An 18,204-nucleotide genomic window follows, 5' to 3' on the forward strand; every position below is an offset into this window, starting at 1 on the left:
TGGCTCCTAGCCGACGGGCTGGGTGGGGGTCGGGTCCGGCGGGGGCAGCGTCGGCGTCGGCGGCGGGAGCGTCGGCGTCGGCGGAGGCGGGGTGGGCGTCGGCGGAGGCGGGGTGGGCGTCGGCGGCGGGAGCGTCGGCGTCGGCGGCGGCGGGGGCGGAGTCGGCTCCTCGGTGGGGGTCGGCTCGCGCGTCGGCTTCGGCTTCTTCGAGGGCTTCGGCTTCTTCGACGGCGGGGGCGGCGGGGGCTGGGTGGGCCGCGGCGGCGGGGTGTAGGTGTAGCGGTCGTCGGGCGCGTCGCCGTCGAGGAAGACCGGGTCGGGGAAGTCCTCGACCTCCATGCCCTCGGTCAGCCGCTCCATGATCCCGCTCCAGGTCTGGGCGGGGTAGGTGCCGCCGTAGAAGGAGGGCAGCCAGTCGTCGAGCTGGTCGTCGCCGTCGCCGCGGACGTACATCACCGCGGTGGACAGCTGGGGGGTGAAGCCCACGAACCAGGAGGAGGAGACCTGGTCCTTGTCGTTGGTGGCGGTGCCGGTCTTGCCGGCGGCGGGCCGGCCGACGCCGAGGGCAGCCCGGCCGGAGCCGCCGCTGACGACCTGCTCGAGGGCGTAGACGGTGTCGGCGTTGACGTCCTCGTCGACCACGCGGCGGGTGGTGTCCTTGCGGGTGTAGCTGGTCTCGCCGTTGGCCTCGACCACCTTGCGGACCACGTGGACGTCGGCCCGCTCGCCGCCGTTGGCGAAGGTGGCGTAGGCGTTGGCTATGTTGATCGGGCTGGTGCGGGCCTTGCCCAGGGTGATCAGGGCGTCGTCCTGCAGCAGGTCGACCGTGCGGCCGGGGATCCCCGGGAACCGGTCCTGCGGCTCCTGGGGCGGCAGCCCGGCGGCGACGGCCAGGTCGTGGATCTTCTTCGGGCCGTCGTCCATGCCGGCGCTCATGTCGACGAAGGCGGTGTTGGTCGAGTTCTGCGCCGCGGTCACCATCGAGATCGACGAGCCGAGGTCGGTGGCGCCCTCGCCCGCGTTGTAGACCTCGAGGCCGTCGGGGAAGGTGAAGGGCGAGTTGCCGTCGAAGCGGTCGTTGAGGGAGAAGCCCTCCTTGATCGCGGTCGCGATGGTGAACGCCTTCATCGTCGAGCCGGCCATGCCGCCGGTGGCGGCCCAGTTGATCTGGGAGTCCAGGTAGTCCTGGCCGCCGTAGAAGGCCTTCAGCGCCCCGGTCCCCGGCTCGACGGTGGCCGCGCCGATGTGCAGCTGCTTGTCGCCGAAGCCCTCGGGCCGCTCCTCGACCACCGCCTCCTGCAGGTCGCTCATCATCTGCGCGTCGAAGGTGGTGGTGACCCGCAGGCCCCCGCCGTCGATCTGGGCCTCGGAGTAGCCGAGCCGGAGCAGCTCGTCGCGGACCAGCTTGAGCATGTGGCCCTTCTGGCCGCCGTAGGAGCTCTGCGCCTCCTGCTTGGGGAACTTCGGCAGCCGCTTCATCGCGGTCTCCGCCTTCTCCTCCGTGATGTGGCCGTCGTCGGCCATCCGGCCCAGGACGTACTCGTAGCGGCGGGAGACCGCCTCCTTCGCCTCCTCGCCGTTGGCCGGGTCGTAGGAGGAGGGGTTGTTGAGCACGCTGGCCAGGAAGGCGGCCTCGCGCAGCTTGAGCCGCTTGGCGCCCTTGTTGAAGTAGGCCTCCGAGGCCGCCTGGATGCCGTAGGCGCCGCGCCCGAAGTAGATGGTGTTGAGGTAGCCCTCGAGGATCTCCTGCTTGCTCATCTCCCGCTGGATCTTGAGCGAGAGGATCGCCTCCTTGACCTTGCGCGAGAGCTTCCGCTCGCTGGTCAGGTAGAGGATCTTCACGTACTGCTGGGTGATCGTCGAGGCACCCTGGGTGGTCTCGCCCGCCCGCGCGTTGGAGAACGCGGCCCGCACGATCCCCTTGGGGTCGATGCCGCTGTCCTTCCAGAAGTTCTTGTTCTCGGCCGAGACCACGGCGTCCTGCATCCGCTGCGGCACGTCGTCCAGCGGGATCGAGACGCGGTTCTGGCGGGCGAACTGGCCGAGCTCGGCCTCGCCGTCGGCGTAGTAGACGAACGACGTCTGGGTCTCGAACTCCTCGTTGGCCTCGGGGATCTCGATGGTCTGGTAGGCCAGCACGAAGGCGCCGACGGAGAGCAGGCCCCCCACCAGCACCAGGACGAGGAACCCGAGGAGGCCCCGCTTGACCCACTGGCGTGGGGTCAGCTTCTGCTTCGCCGGCTTCTTCTTCACGGCGGGGCCGGGCTTCCTGCGGGTCTGGCTCACGCGGGCAAGACTAAAGGGCTCGCGCGCAACTCCGGATTCTTCGCCGCAGGGCGTGCGGGGAACCGGTCCGGTCCGGCTGTTCAGTTGCCGCAGATATATCGCTACGATAGGTCGCGTGGCACGTCGTGGAGAGACCATCGAGCTCGCAGTCCTCGGACTGCTGCACGAGGGACCCATGCACGGCTACGAGCTCCGCAAGCGGCTCAACCTGATGCTCGGGTGGAGCCGCGTCCTGTCCTACGGCTCCCTCTACCCGGCCCTGAAGAAGATGCTCCGCTCCTCGCTCATCGAGGAGGTCGACACCGTGCCCGCCCCGGTCACGCGTCGCCCGCGCATCGTCTACCGGGTCACCGAGGCCGGCCACGCGGAGTTCGAGCGCCTGATGTCGGAGGTGGGTCCTGCCGCGTGGGAGGACGACAACTTCGACATCCGCTTCGCCTTCTTCTCCTCCACCGACATGGAGATCCGGCTGCGCGTCCTGGAGGGGCGTCGCACCCGGCTCCAGGAGCGGCTGGAGCGGGTGCAGACCGACCTGGCGCGCACCCAGAAGGAGGTCGACCGGTACGCCGCGGAGCTCCAGCGCCACGGTGTGGAGTCGGTCGAGCGCGAGGTCCGGTGGCTGTCGGACCTCATCAAGGCCGAGCGGGACGGTCACTCCAAGGCGGGCCCGGTCACCGAGCCCGTCACCCCGGACTGAGCACTGCCGCGCTCCGGTCCGTCACCGACATCGCGAGAACGAGAATTTCGCACCAAGAAAGAGGAGAGCCCATGGGTTCGGTACGCGTAGCAATCGTCGGCGTGGGCAACTGCGCCACGTCACTGGTCCAGGGCGTGCACTACTACAAGGACGCCGACCCGAACGGGACCGTCCCCGGCCTGATGCACGTCGTCTTCGGCGACTACCACGTCAAGGACGTGGAGTTCGTCGCGGCGTTCGACGTCGACGACAAGAAGGTCGGCAAGGACCTTTCCGAGGCGATCAACGCGTCGGAGAACAACACGATCAAGATCGCCGACGTCCCCACCCTGGGCGTCGAGGTCCAGCGCGGCCCGACCCTGGACGGCCTCGGCAAGTACTACCGCCTCACCATCGAGGAGTCCGCCGCGACGCCGGTCGACGTCGTGCAGGCGCTCAAGGACGCCGAGGTCGACGTCCTCGTCTCCTACCTGCCCGTGGGCTCCGAGGACGCCGACAAGTTCTACGCCCAGTGCGCCATCGACGCGGGCGTGGCCTTCGTCAACGCCCTGCCCGTCTTCATCGCCTCCGACCCCGAGTGGGCCGCGAAGTTCGAGGAGGCCGGCGTCCCGATCGTCGGCGACGACATCAAGTCGCAGGTGGGTGCCACCATCACCCACCGCGTCATGGCCAAGCTGTTCGAGGACCGCGGCGTCACGCTGGACCGCACCTACCAGCTCAACGTCGGCGGCAACATGGACTTCAAGAACATGCTCGAGCGCGAGCGCCTGGAGTCCAAGAAGGTCTCCAAGACCCAGGCCGTCACCTCCAACCTCAACGGCTCGCTGGCGAACGTCGGCGCCGACGACCGCAACGTGCACATCGGCCCGTCCGACTACGTCGCCTGGCTCGACGACCGCAAGTGGGCCTACGTGCGCCTCGAGGGTCGCGCCTTCGGCGACGTGCCGCTCAACCTGGAGTACAAGCTCGAGGTCTGGGACTCGCCCAACTCGGCCGGCATCATCATCGACGCCGTCCGCGCCGCCAAGATCGCCAAGGACCGCGGCATCGGCGGCCCGATCATCCCGGCCTCGGCCTACCTGATGAAGTCCCCGCCGGTGCAGATCCCCGACGAGGAGGGGCGCGCCCAGCTCGAGGCGTTCATCCGCGGCGAGTGACCTAGCAGCACCCGCAGCACCGCTCCACCGCTACACCGAGGGCCCGTCCGACAGGGGGAGACCGCCCGACCCGCCGAGCAGCACGGCGAGTCGCGGCGTTCCTCCTGTCGGGCGGGCCCTTTCGTCTCCCGGGGGCCCGGGCGGGTCAGCCGCGCTCGGCCTCGGCGCGGATCCGGTCGAGCGTCTGCCGCATCCCGGCGCGCAGCTCGGCCTGGAAGGTCGTCTGCCCGCCGAGCACCCGGTCGGTGAGCCGCAGGGAGAGCGCGCTGATGCCGTCGGGCGCCTCGCGACGCTGGACGACGCGGGTCGCGGCGCCGCCGTCGACCGGCTCGAGGGCGAACGACCAGGTGCTGCCGTTCTCCTTCACTCGGAAGGCCACCTCGCGCTGCGGCTCGAGGCGGACCACCTTCGCCTGGGTGGGCCAGACGAGGAGACCCCGCCGGTTGAGGTTCAGCATCCGGGTGCCGAGGCGCACCGGCCGGCCGCCCCGGAGGAAGGTGCGGACCACCTGCGGGCTCCACTCGGCCATCCGCGGCAGGTCGGAGACCAGCGCCCAGACCCGCTCGGGCGGCGCGGCCACCTCGACGGTCTCCTCGATCAGGGGCTCGACCAGGTCTGCGCTCGGAGTCGTCACGGGCGCAATCTAGGGGAGTCCGGGTCGCGCGAGGAAGAGGTTGGCGCGGCCTGCTGCAGGTTGGCGGGGCATGCACGCCACACGAACTTCGGGGATCCCCGCCTGAGCGGGGATCCCGACGGCAGGGGTCACCCCCGCGCTGCCCACCACGCGAGCAGCGCCTCGCGCGCCTCCTCCTCCGTCTTCGGGCCCTCGTCCATCCGCAGCTCGAGGAGGAACTTGTAGGCCTCGCCGACCTCGCGGCCGGGCGCGATCCCCAGGACCTCCATGATCTGGGTGCCGTCGAGGTCGGGCCGGATGGCGGCCAGCTCCTCCTGCTCCGAGAGCGTGGTGATCCGGGACTCGAGGTCGTCGTAGGTGCGGCGGAGCCGCGCGGCCTTCCGGGCGTTGCGGGTGGTGCAGTCGGCCCGGGTCAGCACGTGCAGCCGGTCCAGCTGGTCGCCGGCGTCGCGCACGTAGCGACGCACGGCGGAGTCGGTCCACTCCCCCGAGCCGTAGCCGTGGAAGCGCAGGTGCAGCTCGACGAGCTTGGAGACGGCCTCGACCTCGTCGTTGGAGAACCGCAGCGCCTTCATCCGCTTGCGGGTGATCTTGGCGCCCACGACGTCGTGGTGGTGGAAGGTCACGGTGCCGTCGCCGACGAACCTGCGGGTGCGCGGCTTGCCCACGTCGTGCATGAGCGCGGCGAACCGGGAGACGAAGTCGGGCTTCCCGCCCAGCCTGTCCTCCATGTCGATCGCCTGCTCGAGGACGGTGAGGGTGTGCTCGTAGACGTCCTTGTGCCGGTGGTGCTCGTCGCGCTCCAGCGCCAGCGCGGGCAGCTCGGGGAGCACGTGGTCGGCGAGGCCGGTCTCGACCAGCAGGGTGAGGCCCCGGCGGGGGGACGGCGCGCAGACCAGCTTGACCAGCTCGTCGCGGACCCGCTCGGCGGAGATGATCTCGATCCGCCCGGCCATCGCCCGCATCGCCTCGACCACCTCGGGGGCGACGTCGAAGCCGAGCTGCGCCGCGAACCGGGCGGCCCGCATCATCCGCAGCGGGTCGTCGGAGAAGGAGTCCTCGGGGCGGCCGGGGGTGCGCAGCACCCGGTGGGCGAGGTCGACCACCCCGCCGTAGGGGTCCTCGAAGGTCCTGTTGGGGATCGCCACGGCCATCGCGTTGACGGTGAAGTCGCGGCGGCCCAGGTCGCCGGCGAGCGAGTCGCCGAAGTCGACGTCGGGCTTGCGGGAGGACGGGTCGTAGGTCTCGGCCCGGTACGTCGTCACCTCCACCTGCCAGTCGCCCTTGCGGCAGCCGATGGTGCCGAAGGCGCGGCCCATGTCCCAGACGGCGTCGGCCCAGCCCTTGAGCAGGCGCTCGGTCTGCTCGGGCCGCGCGTCGGTGGTGAAGTCGAGGTCGTTCTGGAGCCGTCCCAGCATCGCGTCGCGGACCGGTCCGCCCACGAGGTGGAGCTGGTGCCCCGCGGCGTCGAAGCGGGCCCCCAGCTCGTCGACGACCTCGCCGATGCGGTCCAGCTCGGCGGTCACCGCTCGCTGGACCTCGACCATGCTGAGCGGCGGCGGGGCAGGGGCGTCGGACACGAGGAGCCAGTCTAGGCGCACTAGAGTCGTGGGGTGCCCCGCCGTCGTCCGTTCCCGCCTGCCCCCGTGGCGGGACGGACCCCGCTCGCGTCCGCCGCCGCGGTGCTGGCGCTGCTGCTGGCCGTGCTGGCGCCCGGTCTCGGCGTGGCCGGGCCGGCCTCCGCAGCCTCCGCAGCCTCGGCGGCGCAGACGACCCAGGCGACCCAGGCGACCCAGGCGACCCAGGCGGCGCAGGCGGCCCCGGCGACCCAGGCGACCCCGAGCGCCCCCGCCGCGCCGGCCCGGGAGTCGTCCTCCCCGCTCCGCCTGGCGATCGACGAGCTGACCCCGTCGGTGCCGCGCGCCGACGAGCAGGTGACGGTCACGGGGACGGTCACCAACACCACCGAGGAGACCTGGACCACGGTCAACGTCCACGCGTTCCACTCCGTGGCCCCGATCGTCGACTCCGCGACCCTCGCCTCGGCCGCCTCGGCGCCCGAGACCGACGACCTCGGTCCGCGCGTGGTCGACCCCGGCACCTTCCAGACCATCCCGAGCCTCGGGCCGGGCGAGTCTGCCGCCTTCACGGCGTTCATCCCGGCGGGCCGGCTGGCGGGCGGCGACGGGGTCTACTGGGCAGGCGTCCACGCCCTCGGCCAGACCGACTCCGACGCCCGCGACCTGTACGGGCGGGCCCGCACCTTCCTCCCCGTGCTCTCGGGCGAGCGGCGCCAGCTCGACGCCGCCCTCGTGCTGCCCCTGCGCGCGCCGGTGAGGTACACCCCGGGCGGCCGGGTGGCCGGCCCCGCCCGCTGGGCCAAGCTGCTCGGCCCGGGCGGGCGGCTGCGCAACCTGCTCGAGGCCGGTGCCGCGGCCGGCGACCGCCCGGTCACCTGGCTGCTCGACCCGGCCGTGCCGCACGCGGCCATGAAGCTGGCCGCCGGCAACCCCCGCGCCAGCCTCGCCCCGCTCCCGGGCGCCGAGGAGCCGGCCGACGAGGAGGGTGACGACGGCGACGGCCAGGGCAGCGAGGACCCGACCGACCCCGGGCAGCCGCTGCCGAGCCCCACCCAGCCCACCGACGTCCCCTCCGTGCCGGAGGAGGAGGGCGAGCCCGAGGAGGTGGACCCCGAGCAGGCGGCGGCGGCCGCGGCCGCCGAGGGCTGGCTCGCGCTCTTCCGCGCCGAGATGGCCGCCCACCCCGTCCTGTCGCTGCCCTACGGCGACGTCGACGCCTCCGCCCTGCAGCGCCACGACCCCGACCTGCTGGTCATGGCCCGGGCCCACGCCACCTCCCTGCTCGTCACCCTCGGCATCGACGCCACCCCGGTGCTCGCCTCCCCCGACGGCTTCCTGTCGCCCGACGTCGTCTCCGCCTCCGACCCCGGCACCGTCGTGCTGCTCAGCGACCGGGCCCTGCAGGACCCCCTCGGCGGGACGCCGAGCACCGGACGCGTGCTCGACCGGACCTTCGCCACCACCTCCTCCGGCGTGGCCGCGGGGGGTCCCGGCCCCGAGCCGGCCGCCGGCGCGGTGGCTGTCCGCCAGCGGGTCGTGAGCGAGGCCGCGCTGCGGCTCCTCGCCGGCGACGACTCCCCCCTCGTGATCGCCCCGCCCCCCAGCTGGGACCCGGCCACCGGCTCCGCCGTCCTCTACACCCAGTTCGACGAGGGGCTGCTGCGGCTGCGCCCGCTCTCGGCCCTGGTGGGCGACGACGTGCTGACCGAGCCCCAGCAGGCCGGCGACGGCGTGACGGGCGAGGGCGGCCTGCCCGCGGAGGCCCTCGTGTACGGCGAGCCCCAGGTCTCCGCCGAGCTCCCGGGGGTCAGCGTGGCGGCCGCCGCGCAGCGGCTCGACGCGGCCCGGCTCCTCGACGGCGTGCTGACCCGGCGCTCGGGCCTCGTGGCCCAGCTGGTCGAGGCCGTGCTGCCCAGCACCTCCTACTTCGGCCGGCGCGCCGGAGGCCAGTCGGCGACGTGGCGCAAGCGCAACGTCCGCGGCACCCGGTGGCTGGAGGAGCGGCTCGGCGCGATCTCCGTGGAGACGCCGCTGCGGGCCACCCTCTCCAGCGACCACGGCACCCTCGGCGTCACGCTCGTCAACGACCTCGACGTCTCGGTGACCGTGCGGATCGCCGCCAGCAGCCAGGGCGGCGTGCTGATCGAGGAGCAGGAGCCCCTCACGCTGCGGCCCCGCTCCCGGCGGCTGCTGCGGATGTCGGCGACGGCGACCCGGCAGGGCACCGACGAGCTGACCCTGCGGGTCACCGACGTCGACGGCAACCCGCTCGGCGCCTCGGCGACGTACCCCGTGCGCACCTCCCAGGTCAGCGGCACCGTCTGGGTGATCATGGGCATCGGCGCGGTGCTGCTCTTCGGCACCATCGGGGTCCGGTTCGTGCGCGGCAACCGGCGCACCCGCCTCGAGCAGGCGGAGGCCGAGGCCCGCGCGGCGGAGGAGCCCGGCGAGAGCGACCAGTCCGAGACGGAGGCAGCCACCCGGTGAGCGGCACTGACGGCACGACGGAGCAGGAGCGCCGCTCGCTGGCCAGCAGCAGCGCGGTGATGGCCGCGGGCACCACCTTCTCGCGGCTGTCGGGCTACCTGCGCAGCGCGCTGCTGGTGGCGGCCCTGGGCAGCGCGCTCCACGCCGACCTCTTCAACGTCGCCAACACGATCCCCAACGCCCTCTACATCCTGCTGGCCGGCGGCGTCTTCAACGCCGTGCTGGTGCCCCAGCTGGTCCGCGCGCTGACCCGCGACGAGGACGGCGGCGACGCCTACACCAGCCGGATCATCACCCTGGCCGCCCTCTTCCTCGGCGCGGTGACCGCGCTGCTCGTCCTGGCGGCCCCGCTGGTGGTGGACCTCTACTTCACCAGCGAGCTCTCCTCGCCCGCCCTGGCGGAGCAGCGCGACTCGGCGGTCGCCTTCGCGCGCTACTGTCTGCCGCAGGTCTTCTTCTACGGGATGTTCGTGCTGGTCGGGCAGGTGCTCAACGCCCGGGGCACGTTCGGCCCGATGATGTGGGCGCCGATCGCCAACAACCTGCTCGCCGTCGGGGTCCTGGTGGTCTACCTCGTCGTCTTCGGCCCGGTCTCCGGCGACGGTCTCGCCGGGCCCTACACCGACGGCCAGGAGCTGCTCCTGGGCCTGGGCTCCACGCTCGGCATCGTGGTGCAGCTGCTGGTGCTGCTGCCCTACCTGCGCGCCGCGGGCTTCGCCTACCGGCCGCGGTTCGACTTCCGCGGGACGGGCCTGGGCCACACCCTGCGCCTCGGCGTGTGGACGGTCCTCTTCGTCGTGGTCAACCAGGTCACCTACTGGCAGGTGACCCGCCTGGCCACCAGCGGCCCGGCCGGCTCGGAGGAGGGCACCGGCGTCACCGTCTACGCCAGCTCGATGCTGGTCGCGATGGTGCCGCACGCGATCGTCACCGTCTCCTTCGCCACCGCGGTGCTGCCGCGGCTCTCCCGGTACGCCGCCGACGGCGACACCGGCCGGCTGGCGACGACCCTGTCCTCGACGATGCGCACCTCCCTGGCCGTCGTCGTCCCCTTCGCCGCGCTCCTCCCGGTGGTCGCCGACGACGTCGCCAACGCGGCGTACGGCTGGGGGGCGGGGGCCGGCGACGCCTCCACGTTCGTCCCGGCGCTCTCGCTCTTCGGCCTCGGCCTGGTCTTCTTCACCGTCCACTACTTCATGCTCCGCGGCTTCTACGCCCTCGAGCAGACCCGCACGGTCTTCCTCGTCCAGCTGGTGCACGCGGTGGTCAACATCGCCGCGGCGGTGCTGCTGGTGCGGGAGGCCTCCGCCCGGCAGACGGCGCCGGCGCTGGTGGTCGCCTACACCCTCGCCTACCTGGTGGTCTCCGCGCTCAGCTACGCCGTGCTGCGGCGGCGGCTGGGCGGCCTCGGGACGCCGCGGCTGGTCCGGTTCGCGGTCCGCCTGCTGCTGGTGGTGGCCGTCGCCACGCTGGCCGCGTGGCTGGTCGACGTCGGGCTGGGCGCGCTGGGCGAGGACCCGCACCCCCTGGTCTCGGTCGGCCGCGGCGCCGTGGTGGGCGTCGTCGACCTGGCCGCCCTCGTGGTGCTGGCGCGGTGGCTGCGCCTGCGGGAGGTCACCGACCTGGTGGATCCCGTCCTGGACACGGTCCGAAGGCGGCTCCGCGCGGGCTGACGTGGCCGTACGATGACCGGGAAGCTGCACCCGGTGCACCCGAGAGACCTGGAGGACCGTGGCCACCTCGCTCCGTGCCGGCGACGTGCTCGCCGAGCGGTACCAGATGGTCGACCTGCTCAGCGAGACCGAGGGTGGGTGGTTCTGGTGTGCCCACGACGACGTCCTCCAGCGGCAGGTCGCGGTCCACCTGATCCGCGCCGACGACGAGCGCGCCGACGCGCTGATGACCGCCGCGAAGCGCTCGGCCGCGCTGATGGACCGGCGCAACCTCCGGGTGCTCGACGCCGACCGCGACGACGCGCACTGCTACGTCGTCAACGAGTGGGGCCAGGGGACGTCGCTGGACAACGCGCTGGCCGACGAGGGGCCGCTGAGCCCGCGCCGGGCGGCGTGGCTGGTGGCCGAGGTCGCCGACACCCTCGCGGTGGCCCACGACGGCGGCCGCGCCCACGGCCGCCTGCAGCCCGAGAACGTCCTCGTCGACGAGAACGGCCAGGTGCGGATCATCGGCTTCGGGGTGGACGCCGCCCTGCACGGGCTGCCGCCCGACCGGGTCGAGCAGGACGTCCGCGACCTCGCCGCCCTCCTGTACGCCGCCCTGACCGGCCGGTGGCCCGGCGACCGGGAGTCGCTCGTCCCCGCCGCGCCGCGCGAGCACGACCACCCGCTCCGCCCCCGCCAGGTCCGCGCCGGCATCCCCCGCGTCCTCGACCAGGTCTGCGGCGAGGTGCTGGGCGAGGGGACCCCCGGACGCAACGGGAGCGCCCGGGCGGGGCTCCCCGGCCTCGGCCACCGCCCCACCCACGACCTCACCACCGCCGCGGGGATCCGCGACGCCCTCGGGGAGTTCCTCGGCGACGAGGCGACGGGCAGCACCGCCGTCCCCCTGGCGGCGGCGGTGGCCGGTCCGTCCGGCGGCGCCGACGTCCCCACCGAGGCCGGGATGCCGGTCTTTCACGACGACGACGAGGTCGAGTGGCTGCGCGCCCGGGGCAACCCGCCGCCCCCGCCGCCCGCGCTCGAGGAGCCGCCGGCCCGCCCCCTCTTCGCCACCGACCCCGAGGACGGCACCCCCGTCCGGCGCCCGCGGCCGCCGCGCCCGGCCCCCTCGGACGGTGCCGAGTACTGGCCCTGGGACACCTCCACCGGCCACGGCGGCACCGGCGGCAGCCACTCGGGCCTGCTCCCGGCCGTGCCCCCGCCCGACCGCGTGCCGGGCCGTCGCTGGCTGCGGCTCGCCTTCATGGTCGGCCTCGCCGCGCTCGTCCTGCTGGCCGTCGCCGCGGCGTACCAGCTCGGCGGTCGGGGCGACGACGAGGACGACCCCGACGGCGACGCGGCGCGGCGCGGCGGACCCAGCGCAGGGCTGACCGCCTTCCAGGGCGTCGAGGCCACCGACTTCGACCCCGAGGGCAGCCCGCCGCAGGACGAGAACCCCGAGCTGACGCCGTACGCCGTCGACGGGGACCCGGCCACCTCGTGGATCACCAGCAGCTACCGGCAGCAGTTCGGCCCCGGCGGCCTCAAGGACGGTGTCGGCCTCACCCTCGACCTCGGCGAGGTCAAGGGGGTGCGGCTGGTCGAGATCCAGGTCGGCGGCGGCACGACCACCGCGGAGGTCCACCTCCGCGAGGAGCCCCCCACCGCCGCACCGGGCGACGAGCCGGTGGGTGGCGGCACCGACGACGACACCATCGTCGTCGAGCTCGACGAGGCGCAGCAGGCCCGCTACGTGACGGTGTGGCTCACCGCGATCCCGCCCGTGGACGCCGACTTCCGCGGGGAGATCCGCGAGATCGTGGTCAGCGGGTGACCTCCCCGCCCACCGACGCGGAGCTGCTGGCCGCGCACGTGGCCGGCGACCCCCACGCCTTCGGAGAGCTCTTCGGCCGGCACCGGGACCGGCTGTGGGCCGTCGCGCTGCGGACCATGGGCAACCCCGAGGACGCCGCCGACGGGCTGCAGGACGCGATGGTCGCCGCGTTCCGGCGGGCGGGCTCCTTCCGCGGCGACTCCGCCGTCACCACCTGGCTGCACCGGGTCGTCGTCAACGCCTGCCTCGACCGGCTGCGGGCGGCGAAGGTGCGCGCCGCCGACCCGCTGCCCGACGACCTCGACCAGCGCCGCCCGGCCGCCGGCGGCCCCGCGGCCGGCGCCTCCGCCCAGCCGGCCGACCCCGCCGACGTGGTGGTCGGTCACGAGCGCCGCGACCGGGTGCTCGCCGCCCTCGCCCGGCTGCCCGACGAGCAGCGCGCCGCACTGGTCCTGGTCGACATGGAGGGCTACCCGGTGGCCGAGGCCGCCCGGATCCTGGGGTGTGCGGAGGGCACGGTGAAGTCGCGGTGCTCGCGCGGCCGGTCGCGGCTGGCCCAGCACCTCGCGGACCTGCTGACGGAGCCGGGGAACCCTGCCGGGCCGCCGCCCGTCCCATCCCGGGAGCCGAGCGCGCTCCCGACCGAACCGCGACGACACGGACCCGAGGAGGTGGGCGGATGACGGGGCACGACGGGACCGGGCATGACGAGCAGGAGCTGGTCCGACGGCTGCTGGCCGCCTCCCGCGCCGAGGAGCCCCTCCCGCCCGACGTCGCCGCCCGGCTCGACGACGCCCTCGCCGCCCTGGTCGCCGAGCGCACGGTCTCGGCGGGCGCGTCCGTGACCCCGCTGTCGCGGCGCCGCCGGCGGGTCGTGTCGTGGGCCGTCGCCGCGGCCGCGGCCGTGGTGGTCGGCGGCGTGGCCGTCGGTCAGCTGGTCTCCAACTCCGGAGAGGGCGACGCGGGGTCGACGGCTGCCGACTCGGCGGCCGGTCCGAGCGTCCTCGCCTCCGACGACGCCGGTGCCGGGGGCCTCCCCGAGGCCGCCCCCGACCCCGACGCGCAGGAGGACCGGGAGGACGGCGGTGGCCTCGTGGCGGGTGACCCGCAGCCCGACCGCTCGGGGGGCGCGACGACCGACCCGTGGGCCCGGGCGTCCCGGGTGGCCACGGCGACCGCGGAGCGTGACCTCGCGGCGCTGGTCGCGACCGCGGACCCGGGCGTCGTGGCGGGGCTCGCCGCGCAGGGCTGCCTGCCGCGCGAGGTCCGCCCGGACGACACGGTGGTCGCGGTCCTGCTGGACGGCCGGCCCGCCACCGCGCTGCTGCGTCCCGCCGGGCCGCGGGGTCAGCGGGTGCTGGTCCGGGCCTGCGACGACGAGCGCCCGACGCTGCGCCTCCGGCTGGCGCCCTGACTCGGAGGCGACGCCCTGACTCGGAGGCGACGCCCTGACTCGGGGCCGACGCCCCGACCCGGCGCCGACCCCGACCGCGGGGGAACAACGCTCCCCTACGATCGGTTCTACGATCGTCCCGCCCACCGCCGACCCGCAGGGAGCGCCACGCGCCATGAGCGACAGCACCGCCCAGACCCCGATCGACGAGACCCCGGTCCGCAACGTCATCATCATCGGCTCCGGCCCGTCCGGCTACACGGCTGCCGTCTACGCCGCCCGGGCCTCCCTCGAGCCGCTCGTCTTCGAGGGCTCGGTGACGGCCGGCGGCGCGCTGATGAACACCACCGAGGTCGAGAACTTCCCGGGCTTCCGCGACGGGATCATGGGTCCCGCCCTGATGGACGAGATGCGTGCCCAGGCCGAGCGCTTCGGCGCCGAGCTGGTCGCCGACGACGTGGTGGAGGTCGACCTCACCGGTGAGGTCAAGGTCGTGCGGACCGCCGACGCCACCTTCCGGGCCCGGTCGGTCATCCTGGCCACCGGCTCCGGCTACCGGAAGCTCGGCCTGCCCCGCGAGGAGGAGCTCTCCGGTCGCGGCGTCTCGTGGTGCGCGACCTGCGACGGCTTCTTCTTCCGCGACCAGGCGATCGCCGTGGTCGGCGGCGGCGACTCCGCGATCGAGGAGGCGACCTTCCTCACCCGCTTCGGACAGAAGGTCTACCTCATCCACCGCCGCGACGAGCTGCGCGCCTCCAAGATCATGCAGGAGCGCGCCTTCGCCGACGACAAGCTCGAGATCGTCTGGAACTCCGAGATAGCCTCGATCAACGGCACCGACCGGCTCGAGTCGGTGACCCTGCGCGACACCGTCACAGGCGAGGAGCGCCCCCTGGAGGTCACCGGCCTCTTCATCGCGATCGGCCACGACCCGCGCTCCGAGCTGCTCGGCGGCCAGGTCGACCTCGACGAGAACGGCTACGTCCTCGTCCACCACCCGTCGACCGCGACCAACCTGCCCGGGGTCTTCGCCGCCGGCGACCTGGTCGACCACCACTACCGGCAGGCGATCACCGCCGCCGGGACCGGCTGCGCCGCGGCCCTCGACGCGGAGCGCTACGTCGCGATGCTCGACCACGCGGCCTCCACCGCCGGCTCGGCGGACGACACGGCCGAGCTCGCCCAGGAGATGGTCGACGAGGTCGAGGCCGCCAAGGTCTGAGCCCGTCCCGTGGCCGGGAACAACCCTCCCGGTCGCGGCGTTCACCCCCCAGCCCCGACCACCACCGGAAGGACCCCCATGAGCAACATGACCGCCGTCACCGACGCCGACTTCGAGTCGACCGTCCTCAAGTCCGACAAGCCCGTCCTGGTCGACTTCTGGGCCGAGTGGTGCGGTCCGTGCCGCCAGGTCGCCCCGATCCTCGACGAGATCGCCGGTGCGCACGGGGACAAGATCACCTTCGTGAAGATGAACGTCGACGAGAACCCGGTCACCCCGGCCTCCTACAAGGTCACCGGCATCCCGACGATCAACGTCTACCAGGGCGGCGAGGTCGTCAAGACGATCGTCGGCGCCCGCCCGAAGGCCGCGATCCTCAAGGAGCTCCAGGACCTGATCTGAAGGTCCGCCCCTGCTGGGGCTTGAGCACCGGGCGCACGGCACCCACCAGGCGCTCCAGGGCCTGCTCGACGTCGGACATCCAGGCGCGAGTGGTCCGGAGCTCCATCCGCATCCGCGGGGTGGTGCCGTGCGCCCGCTGCGTCCTGAACCCCACCGCGCCGAGGAAGGCCGCGGGCAGCACGCAGTCGCGGGCGAGCCCGTCGCGGGGGAGGTCGCGGGTGTCGCCGAACGCCTCCACCGCGGCGAAGCCGCGCGGGACGAGGTCGCGGGCGACCCCCTGCACGAGCATGCGGCCCAACCCGCCCCCGCGGTGCTCGTCGTCGACCCACAGCTGGGCCAGCAGGACTGCGTCGGGGCCCGCCGGGGCCGTGGGCAGGTCGGAGGCGCCCGGGAGGTACGCCGGCGGGGCGTAGAGCGCCGCCCCCACCACCTCGTCGTCCACCAGGACCACCCGGCCGCACGAGCCCCACTCCCGGAGCACCTCCGAGACCCAGGCCTCGAGCTCGGCGGCACGCTCCTGGGGGCGGACCCGGGACCGTGCGACCGGGTCGAGCTGCCAGCGCAGGCAGGTGCGGGGATGGTCGGCCAGCGCGAGGAGGTGGTCCGGGGTCAGCCGCACGACCTTCCGGGACATCGGGCACCTCCTCCGGCTTCCGGCTTCCGGCTCGCGGCGGCCCGGTGCGGCGCGTCGCGGGGAATCCCCATGCTAGGCGCCCGCGGCGCCTGCGAGAATGGTCCGGTGCGCCCCATCAGACAGAGCAAGAAGCTCCAGAACGTCCGCTACGACGTGCGCGGTCCGATCCTCGTCGAGGCGCAGCGCCTGGAGGCGGAGGGGCACCGCATCCTCAAGCTCAACATCGGCAACACGGCGCCGTTCGGCTTCGAGGCGCCCGAGGCGATAGTCGCCGACATGGTGCACCACCTGCCCCACTCCCAGGGGTACAGCGACTCCCGCGGGATCTACTCGGCACGCACCGCGGTGATGAACTTCTACCAGTCGCGCGGCCTGCGCGACGTCCGGGTCGACGACGTCTTCATCGGCAACGGCGTCTCCGAGCTCATCTCCATGGTCCTGCAGGCGTTCGTCGACGACGGCAACGAGATCCTCGTGCCTGCCCCGGACTACCCGCTGTGGACCGGTGCCGTCACGCTGGCGGGCGGGACGCCGGTGCACTACCTCTGCGACGAGGAGGACGGGTGGAACCCCGACCTCGCCGACATCGAGTCCAAGATCACCGAGAACACCTTCGGACTGGTCGTGATCAACCCGAACAACCCGACCGGGGCGGTCTACAGCGAGGAGACCGTCAAGGGGCTCGTCGACATCGCGCGACGCCACGAGCTGGTCATCTTCTCCGACGAGATCTACGAGAAGATCCTCTTCGAGGACGCGGTCCACCACCACACCGCGACCTTCGCGGGCAACGACGTCCTCACGCTCACCTTCAGCGGGCTCTCCAAGGCCTACCGGGTCTGCGGCTACCGTGCCGGTTGGCTGATGATCTCGGGTCCCAAGGAGGTCGCGACCGACTTCCTGGAGGGGCTCACCCTCATCGCCAACATGCGGATGTGCGCCAACGTCCCGGCGCAGCACGCGATCCAGACGGCGCTCGGCGGGTACCAGTCGATCGAGGAGCTGATCGGTCCGGGCGGGCGCTTCTACGAGCAGTCGATGCTGGCCCACCGGCTCCTTAACGAGATCCCCGGGGTGAGCAACGTCAAGCCTCGGGGGGCCCTCTACTGCTTTCCCCGGCTCGATCCCGAGGTCTACGCCGTCGAGGACGACCAGCAGCTGGTCATCGACCTCCTGCGGTCGAAGAAGATCCTCGTGACCCACGGGACGGGCTTCAACTGGCCGCACCCCGACCACTTCCGCCTGGTGACGCTGCCCGACGCCGAGGTGCTGGAGGAGGCCATCGGCCGGATCGCGGACTTCCTCGCGACCCGGCGCTGAGCGTCCTGCTCTAGGCTTCCGGGGCACCGTCCACCGACCCCTGACCGACCCAGGAGCAACCCACCATGCGGGACCTCACCTACCGCCCGATCGTGCTCAGCGCCCTGACCGGCTTCAAGCTGCTCGGGCAGCGCTTCGACGTCCAGGGCACCGAGCACATGCCGCGCTCCGGCGGCGCGCTGATCGCGTACAACCACGTGGGCTACCTCGACTTCATCTACGGCGGCCTCGCGGCGCACCTGGCCGGGCGGCGGCTGGTCAGGTTCATGGCGAAGAAGGAGGTCTTCGACCACGGGATCGGCGGCCCCGTCATGAGGTCGATGCACCACATCCCCGTGGACCGGGGCGACGGCGTCGCCTCCTTCCACCACGCCGTGGAGTACCTGCGGGCGGGCGAGCTCGTGGGGATCTTCCCCGAGGCGACGATCTCGCGGGCCATGGAGCTCAAGGAGTTCAAGTCGGGTGCCGTGCGGATCGCGGCCGAGGCCGGCGTGCCGGTCGTCCCCGTCGTCCTCTTCGGCACGCAGCGGATCTACACCAAGGACCACCCCAAGGACTTCTCCCGCGGCAAGACGATCGCCATCACCGTGGGCGCCCCCTTCCACCCGACCGGTGAGGACGCCGCGGCCGAGACCGCCGAGCTGCGCCGTCGGATGGGGATCATGCTGGACGAGACCGTCTCCCGCTACCCCGCAGACGAGCGCCCGGCCGGCGCCTGGTGGGTGCCGGCGAAGCACGGCGGCTCCGCGCCGTCCCTGGAGCGGGCGGCGGAGATGGACGCCGAGGAGCTGCGGGCGCGGGCCGCCCGCAGGGCGGCCAAGGCGGCACAGAGGCGCGAGCAGGCCGGCTGAGACCCGCAGGAACAGACAAGGCCATATGTCGACAAAGCGACATATGGCCTTT

15 protein-coding genes are annotated in these 18,204 nt (G+C 73.3%); 11 read left to right on the forward strand and 4 right to left on the reverse strand.

The window, feature by feature from the left end; genetic code table 11:
• Window positions 1-6 precede the first annotated feature (6 nt).
• Complete coding sequence (locus tag DNK53_RS03225) at window positions 7-2,286, reverse strand: transglycosylase domain-containing protein (protein WP_239456333.1); 2,280 nt, start codon at window positions 2,284-2,286, stop codon at window positions 7-9.
• A gap of 115 nt (window positions 2,287-2,401) precedes the next feature.
• On the opposite strand from DNK53_RS03225, the gene DNK53_RS03230 reads away from it, so the two are divergent.
• Window positions 2,402-2,983: a PadR family transcriptional regulator gene (locus DNK53_RS03230; protein ID WP_110180825.1), complete on the forward strand. Its 582-nt coding sequence runs from the start codon at window positions 2,402-2,404 to the stop codon at window positions 2,981-2,983.
• Window positions 2,984-3,054: 71 nt separating this feature from the next.
• Window positions 3,055-4,140, forward strand: coding sequence for an inositol-3-phosphate synthase (locus DNK53_RS03235; RefSeq protein ID WP_110180826.1), 1,086 nt, complete (start codon window positions 3,055-3,057; stop codon window positions 4,138-4,140).
• Window positions 4,141-4,285: 145 nt separating this feature from the next.
• Here DNK53_RS03235 and DNK53_RS03240 read toward each other — a convergent pair whose 3' ends face one another.
• Entirely contained in the window at window positions 4,286-4,774 is a 489-nt protein-coding gene (locus tag DNK53_RS03240) for an SRPBCC family protein (RefSeq protein WP_239456334.1), read from the reverse strand.
• A 128-nt stretch (window positions 4,775-4,902) separates the two neighbouring features.
• Complete coding sequence (locus tag DNK53_RS03245) at window positions 4,903-6,321, reverse strand: CCA tRNA nucleotidyltransferase (protein ID WP_110181383.1); 1,419 nt, start codon at window positions 6,319-6,321, stop codon at window positions 4,903-4,905.
• A 66-nt stretch (window positions 6,322-6,387) separates the two neighbouring features.
• On the opposite strand from DNK53_RS03245, the gene DNK53_RS03255 reads away from it, so the two are divergent.
• The 7 genes from DNK53_RS03255 to trxA all read left to right on the forward strand — a co-directional run bounded on the left by DNK53_RS03255 (window position 6,388) and on the right by trxA (window position 15,347).
• Window positions 6,388-8,841 carry a DUF6049 family protein gene (locus tag DNK53_RS03255; protein WP_162599744.1) on the forward strand — a complete coding sequence of 818 codons (2,454 nt, stop codon included), beginning with the start codon at window positions 6,388-6,390 and terminating at the stop codon, window positions 8,839-8,841.
• A complete protein-coding gene (murJ, locus tag DNK53_RS03260; protein ID WP_239456335.1) occupies window positions 8,838-10,514 on the forward strand; it encodes a murein biosynthesis integral membrane protein MurJ in 1,677 nt (558 codons plus the stop codon). Before DNK53_RS03255 ends, murJ begins: the two co-directional genes overlap by 4 nt.
• A 58-nt stretch (window positions 10,515-10,572) precedes the next feature.
• Entirely contained in the window at window positions 10,573-12,330 is a 1,758-nt protein-coding gene (locus tag DNK53_RS03265; RefSeq protein WP_110180828.1) for a protein kinase family protein, read from the forward strand.
• Window positions 12,327-13,013, forward strand: coding sequence for an RNA polymerase sigma factor SigM (gene sigM / locus DNK53_RS03270; protein ID WP_110180829.1), 687 nt, complete (start codon window positions 12,327-12,329; stop codon window positions 13,011-13,013). The genes DNK53_RS03265 and sigM overlap by 4 nt, the downstream gene beginning before the upstream one ends.
• Entirely contained in the window at window positions 13,010-13,744 is a 735-nt protein-coding gene (locus DNK53_RS03275) for a hypothetical protein (RefSeq protein WP_110180830.1), read from the forward strand. The genes sigM and DNK53_RS03275 overlap by 4 nt, the downstream gene beginning before the upstream one ends.
• Window positions 13,745-13,898: 154 nt before the next feature.
• The gene (gene trxB, locus DNK53_RS03280; protein ID WP_110180831.1) at window positions 13,899-14,945 is read left to right on the forward strand and encodes a thioredoxin-disulfide reductase; all 1,047 of its coding nucleotides are present in this window, start codon (window positions 13,899-13,901) and stop codon (window positions 14,943-14,945) included.
• A 78-nt stretch (window positions 14,946-15,023) separates the two neighbouring features.
• A complete protein-coding gene (gene trxA / locus DNK53_RS03285) occupies window positions 15,024-15,347 on the forward strand; it encodes a thioredoxin (protein ID WP_110180832.1) in 324 nt (107 codons plus the stop codon).
• Here trxA and DNK53_RS03290 read toward each other — a convergent pair.
• Entirely contained in the window at window positions 15,322-15,981 is a 660-nt protein-coding gene (locus DNK53_RS03290) for a GNAT family N-acetyltransferase (RefSeq protein WP_110180833.1), read from the reverse strand. The two genes, trxA and DNK53_RS03290, sit on opposite strands and share 26 nt — an antisense overlap.
• Window positions 15,982-16,086: 105 nt before the next feature.
• Here DNK53_RS03290 and DNK53_RS03295 point away from each other — a divergent pair, with 105 nt between their 5' ends.
• Window positions 16,087-17,301 (forward strand): pyridoxal phosphate-dependent aminotransferase, encoded by a 1,215-nt coding sequence (locus tag DNK53_RS03295; RefSeq protein ID WP_110180834.1) that lies wholly within the window; start codon window positions 16,087-16,089, stop codon window positions 17,299-17,301.
• A 65-nt stretch (window positions 17,302-17,366) separates the two neighbouring features.
• On the forward strand, window positions 17,367-18,152 hold the full coding sequence (locus DNK53_RS03300; protein WP_110180835.1) for a lysophospholipid acyltransferase family protein: 786 nt from the start codon (window positions 17,367-17,369) through the stop codon (window positions 18,150-18,152).
• The last annotated feature ends 52 nt before the right edge of the window (window positions 18,153-18,204 follow it).

It is taken from the genome of Nocardioides solisilvae (genome assembly GCF_003194625.1).
In the GTDB taxonomy this organism is placed as follows: Bacteria; Actinomycetota; Actinomycetes; order Propionibacteriales; family Nocardioidaceae; genus Nocardioides; species Nocardioides solisilvae.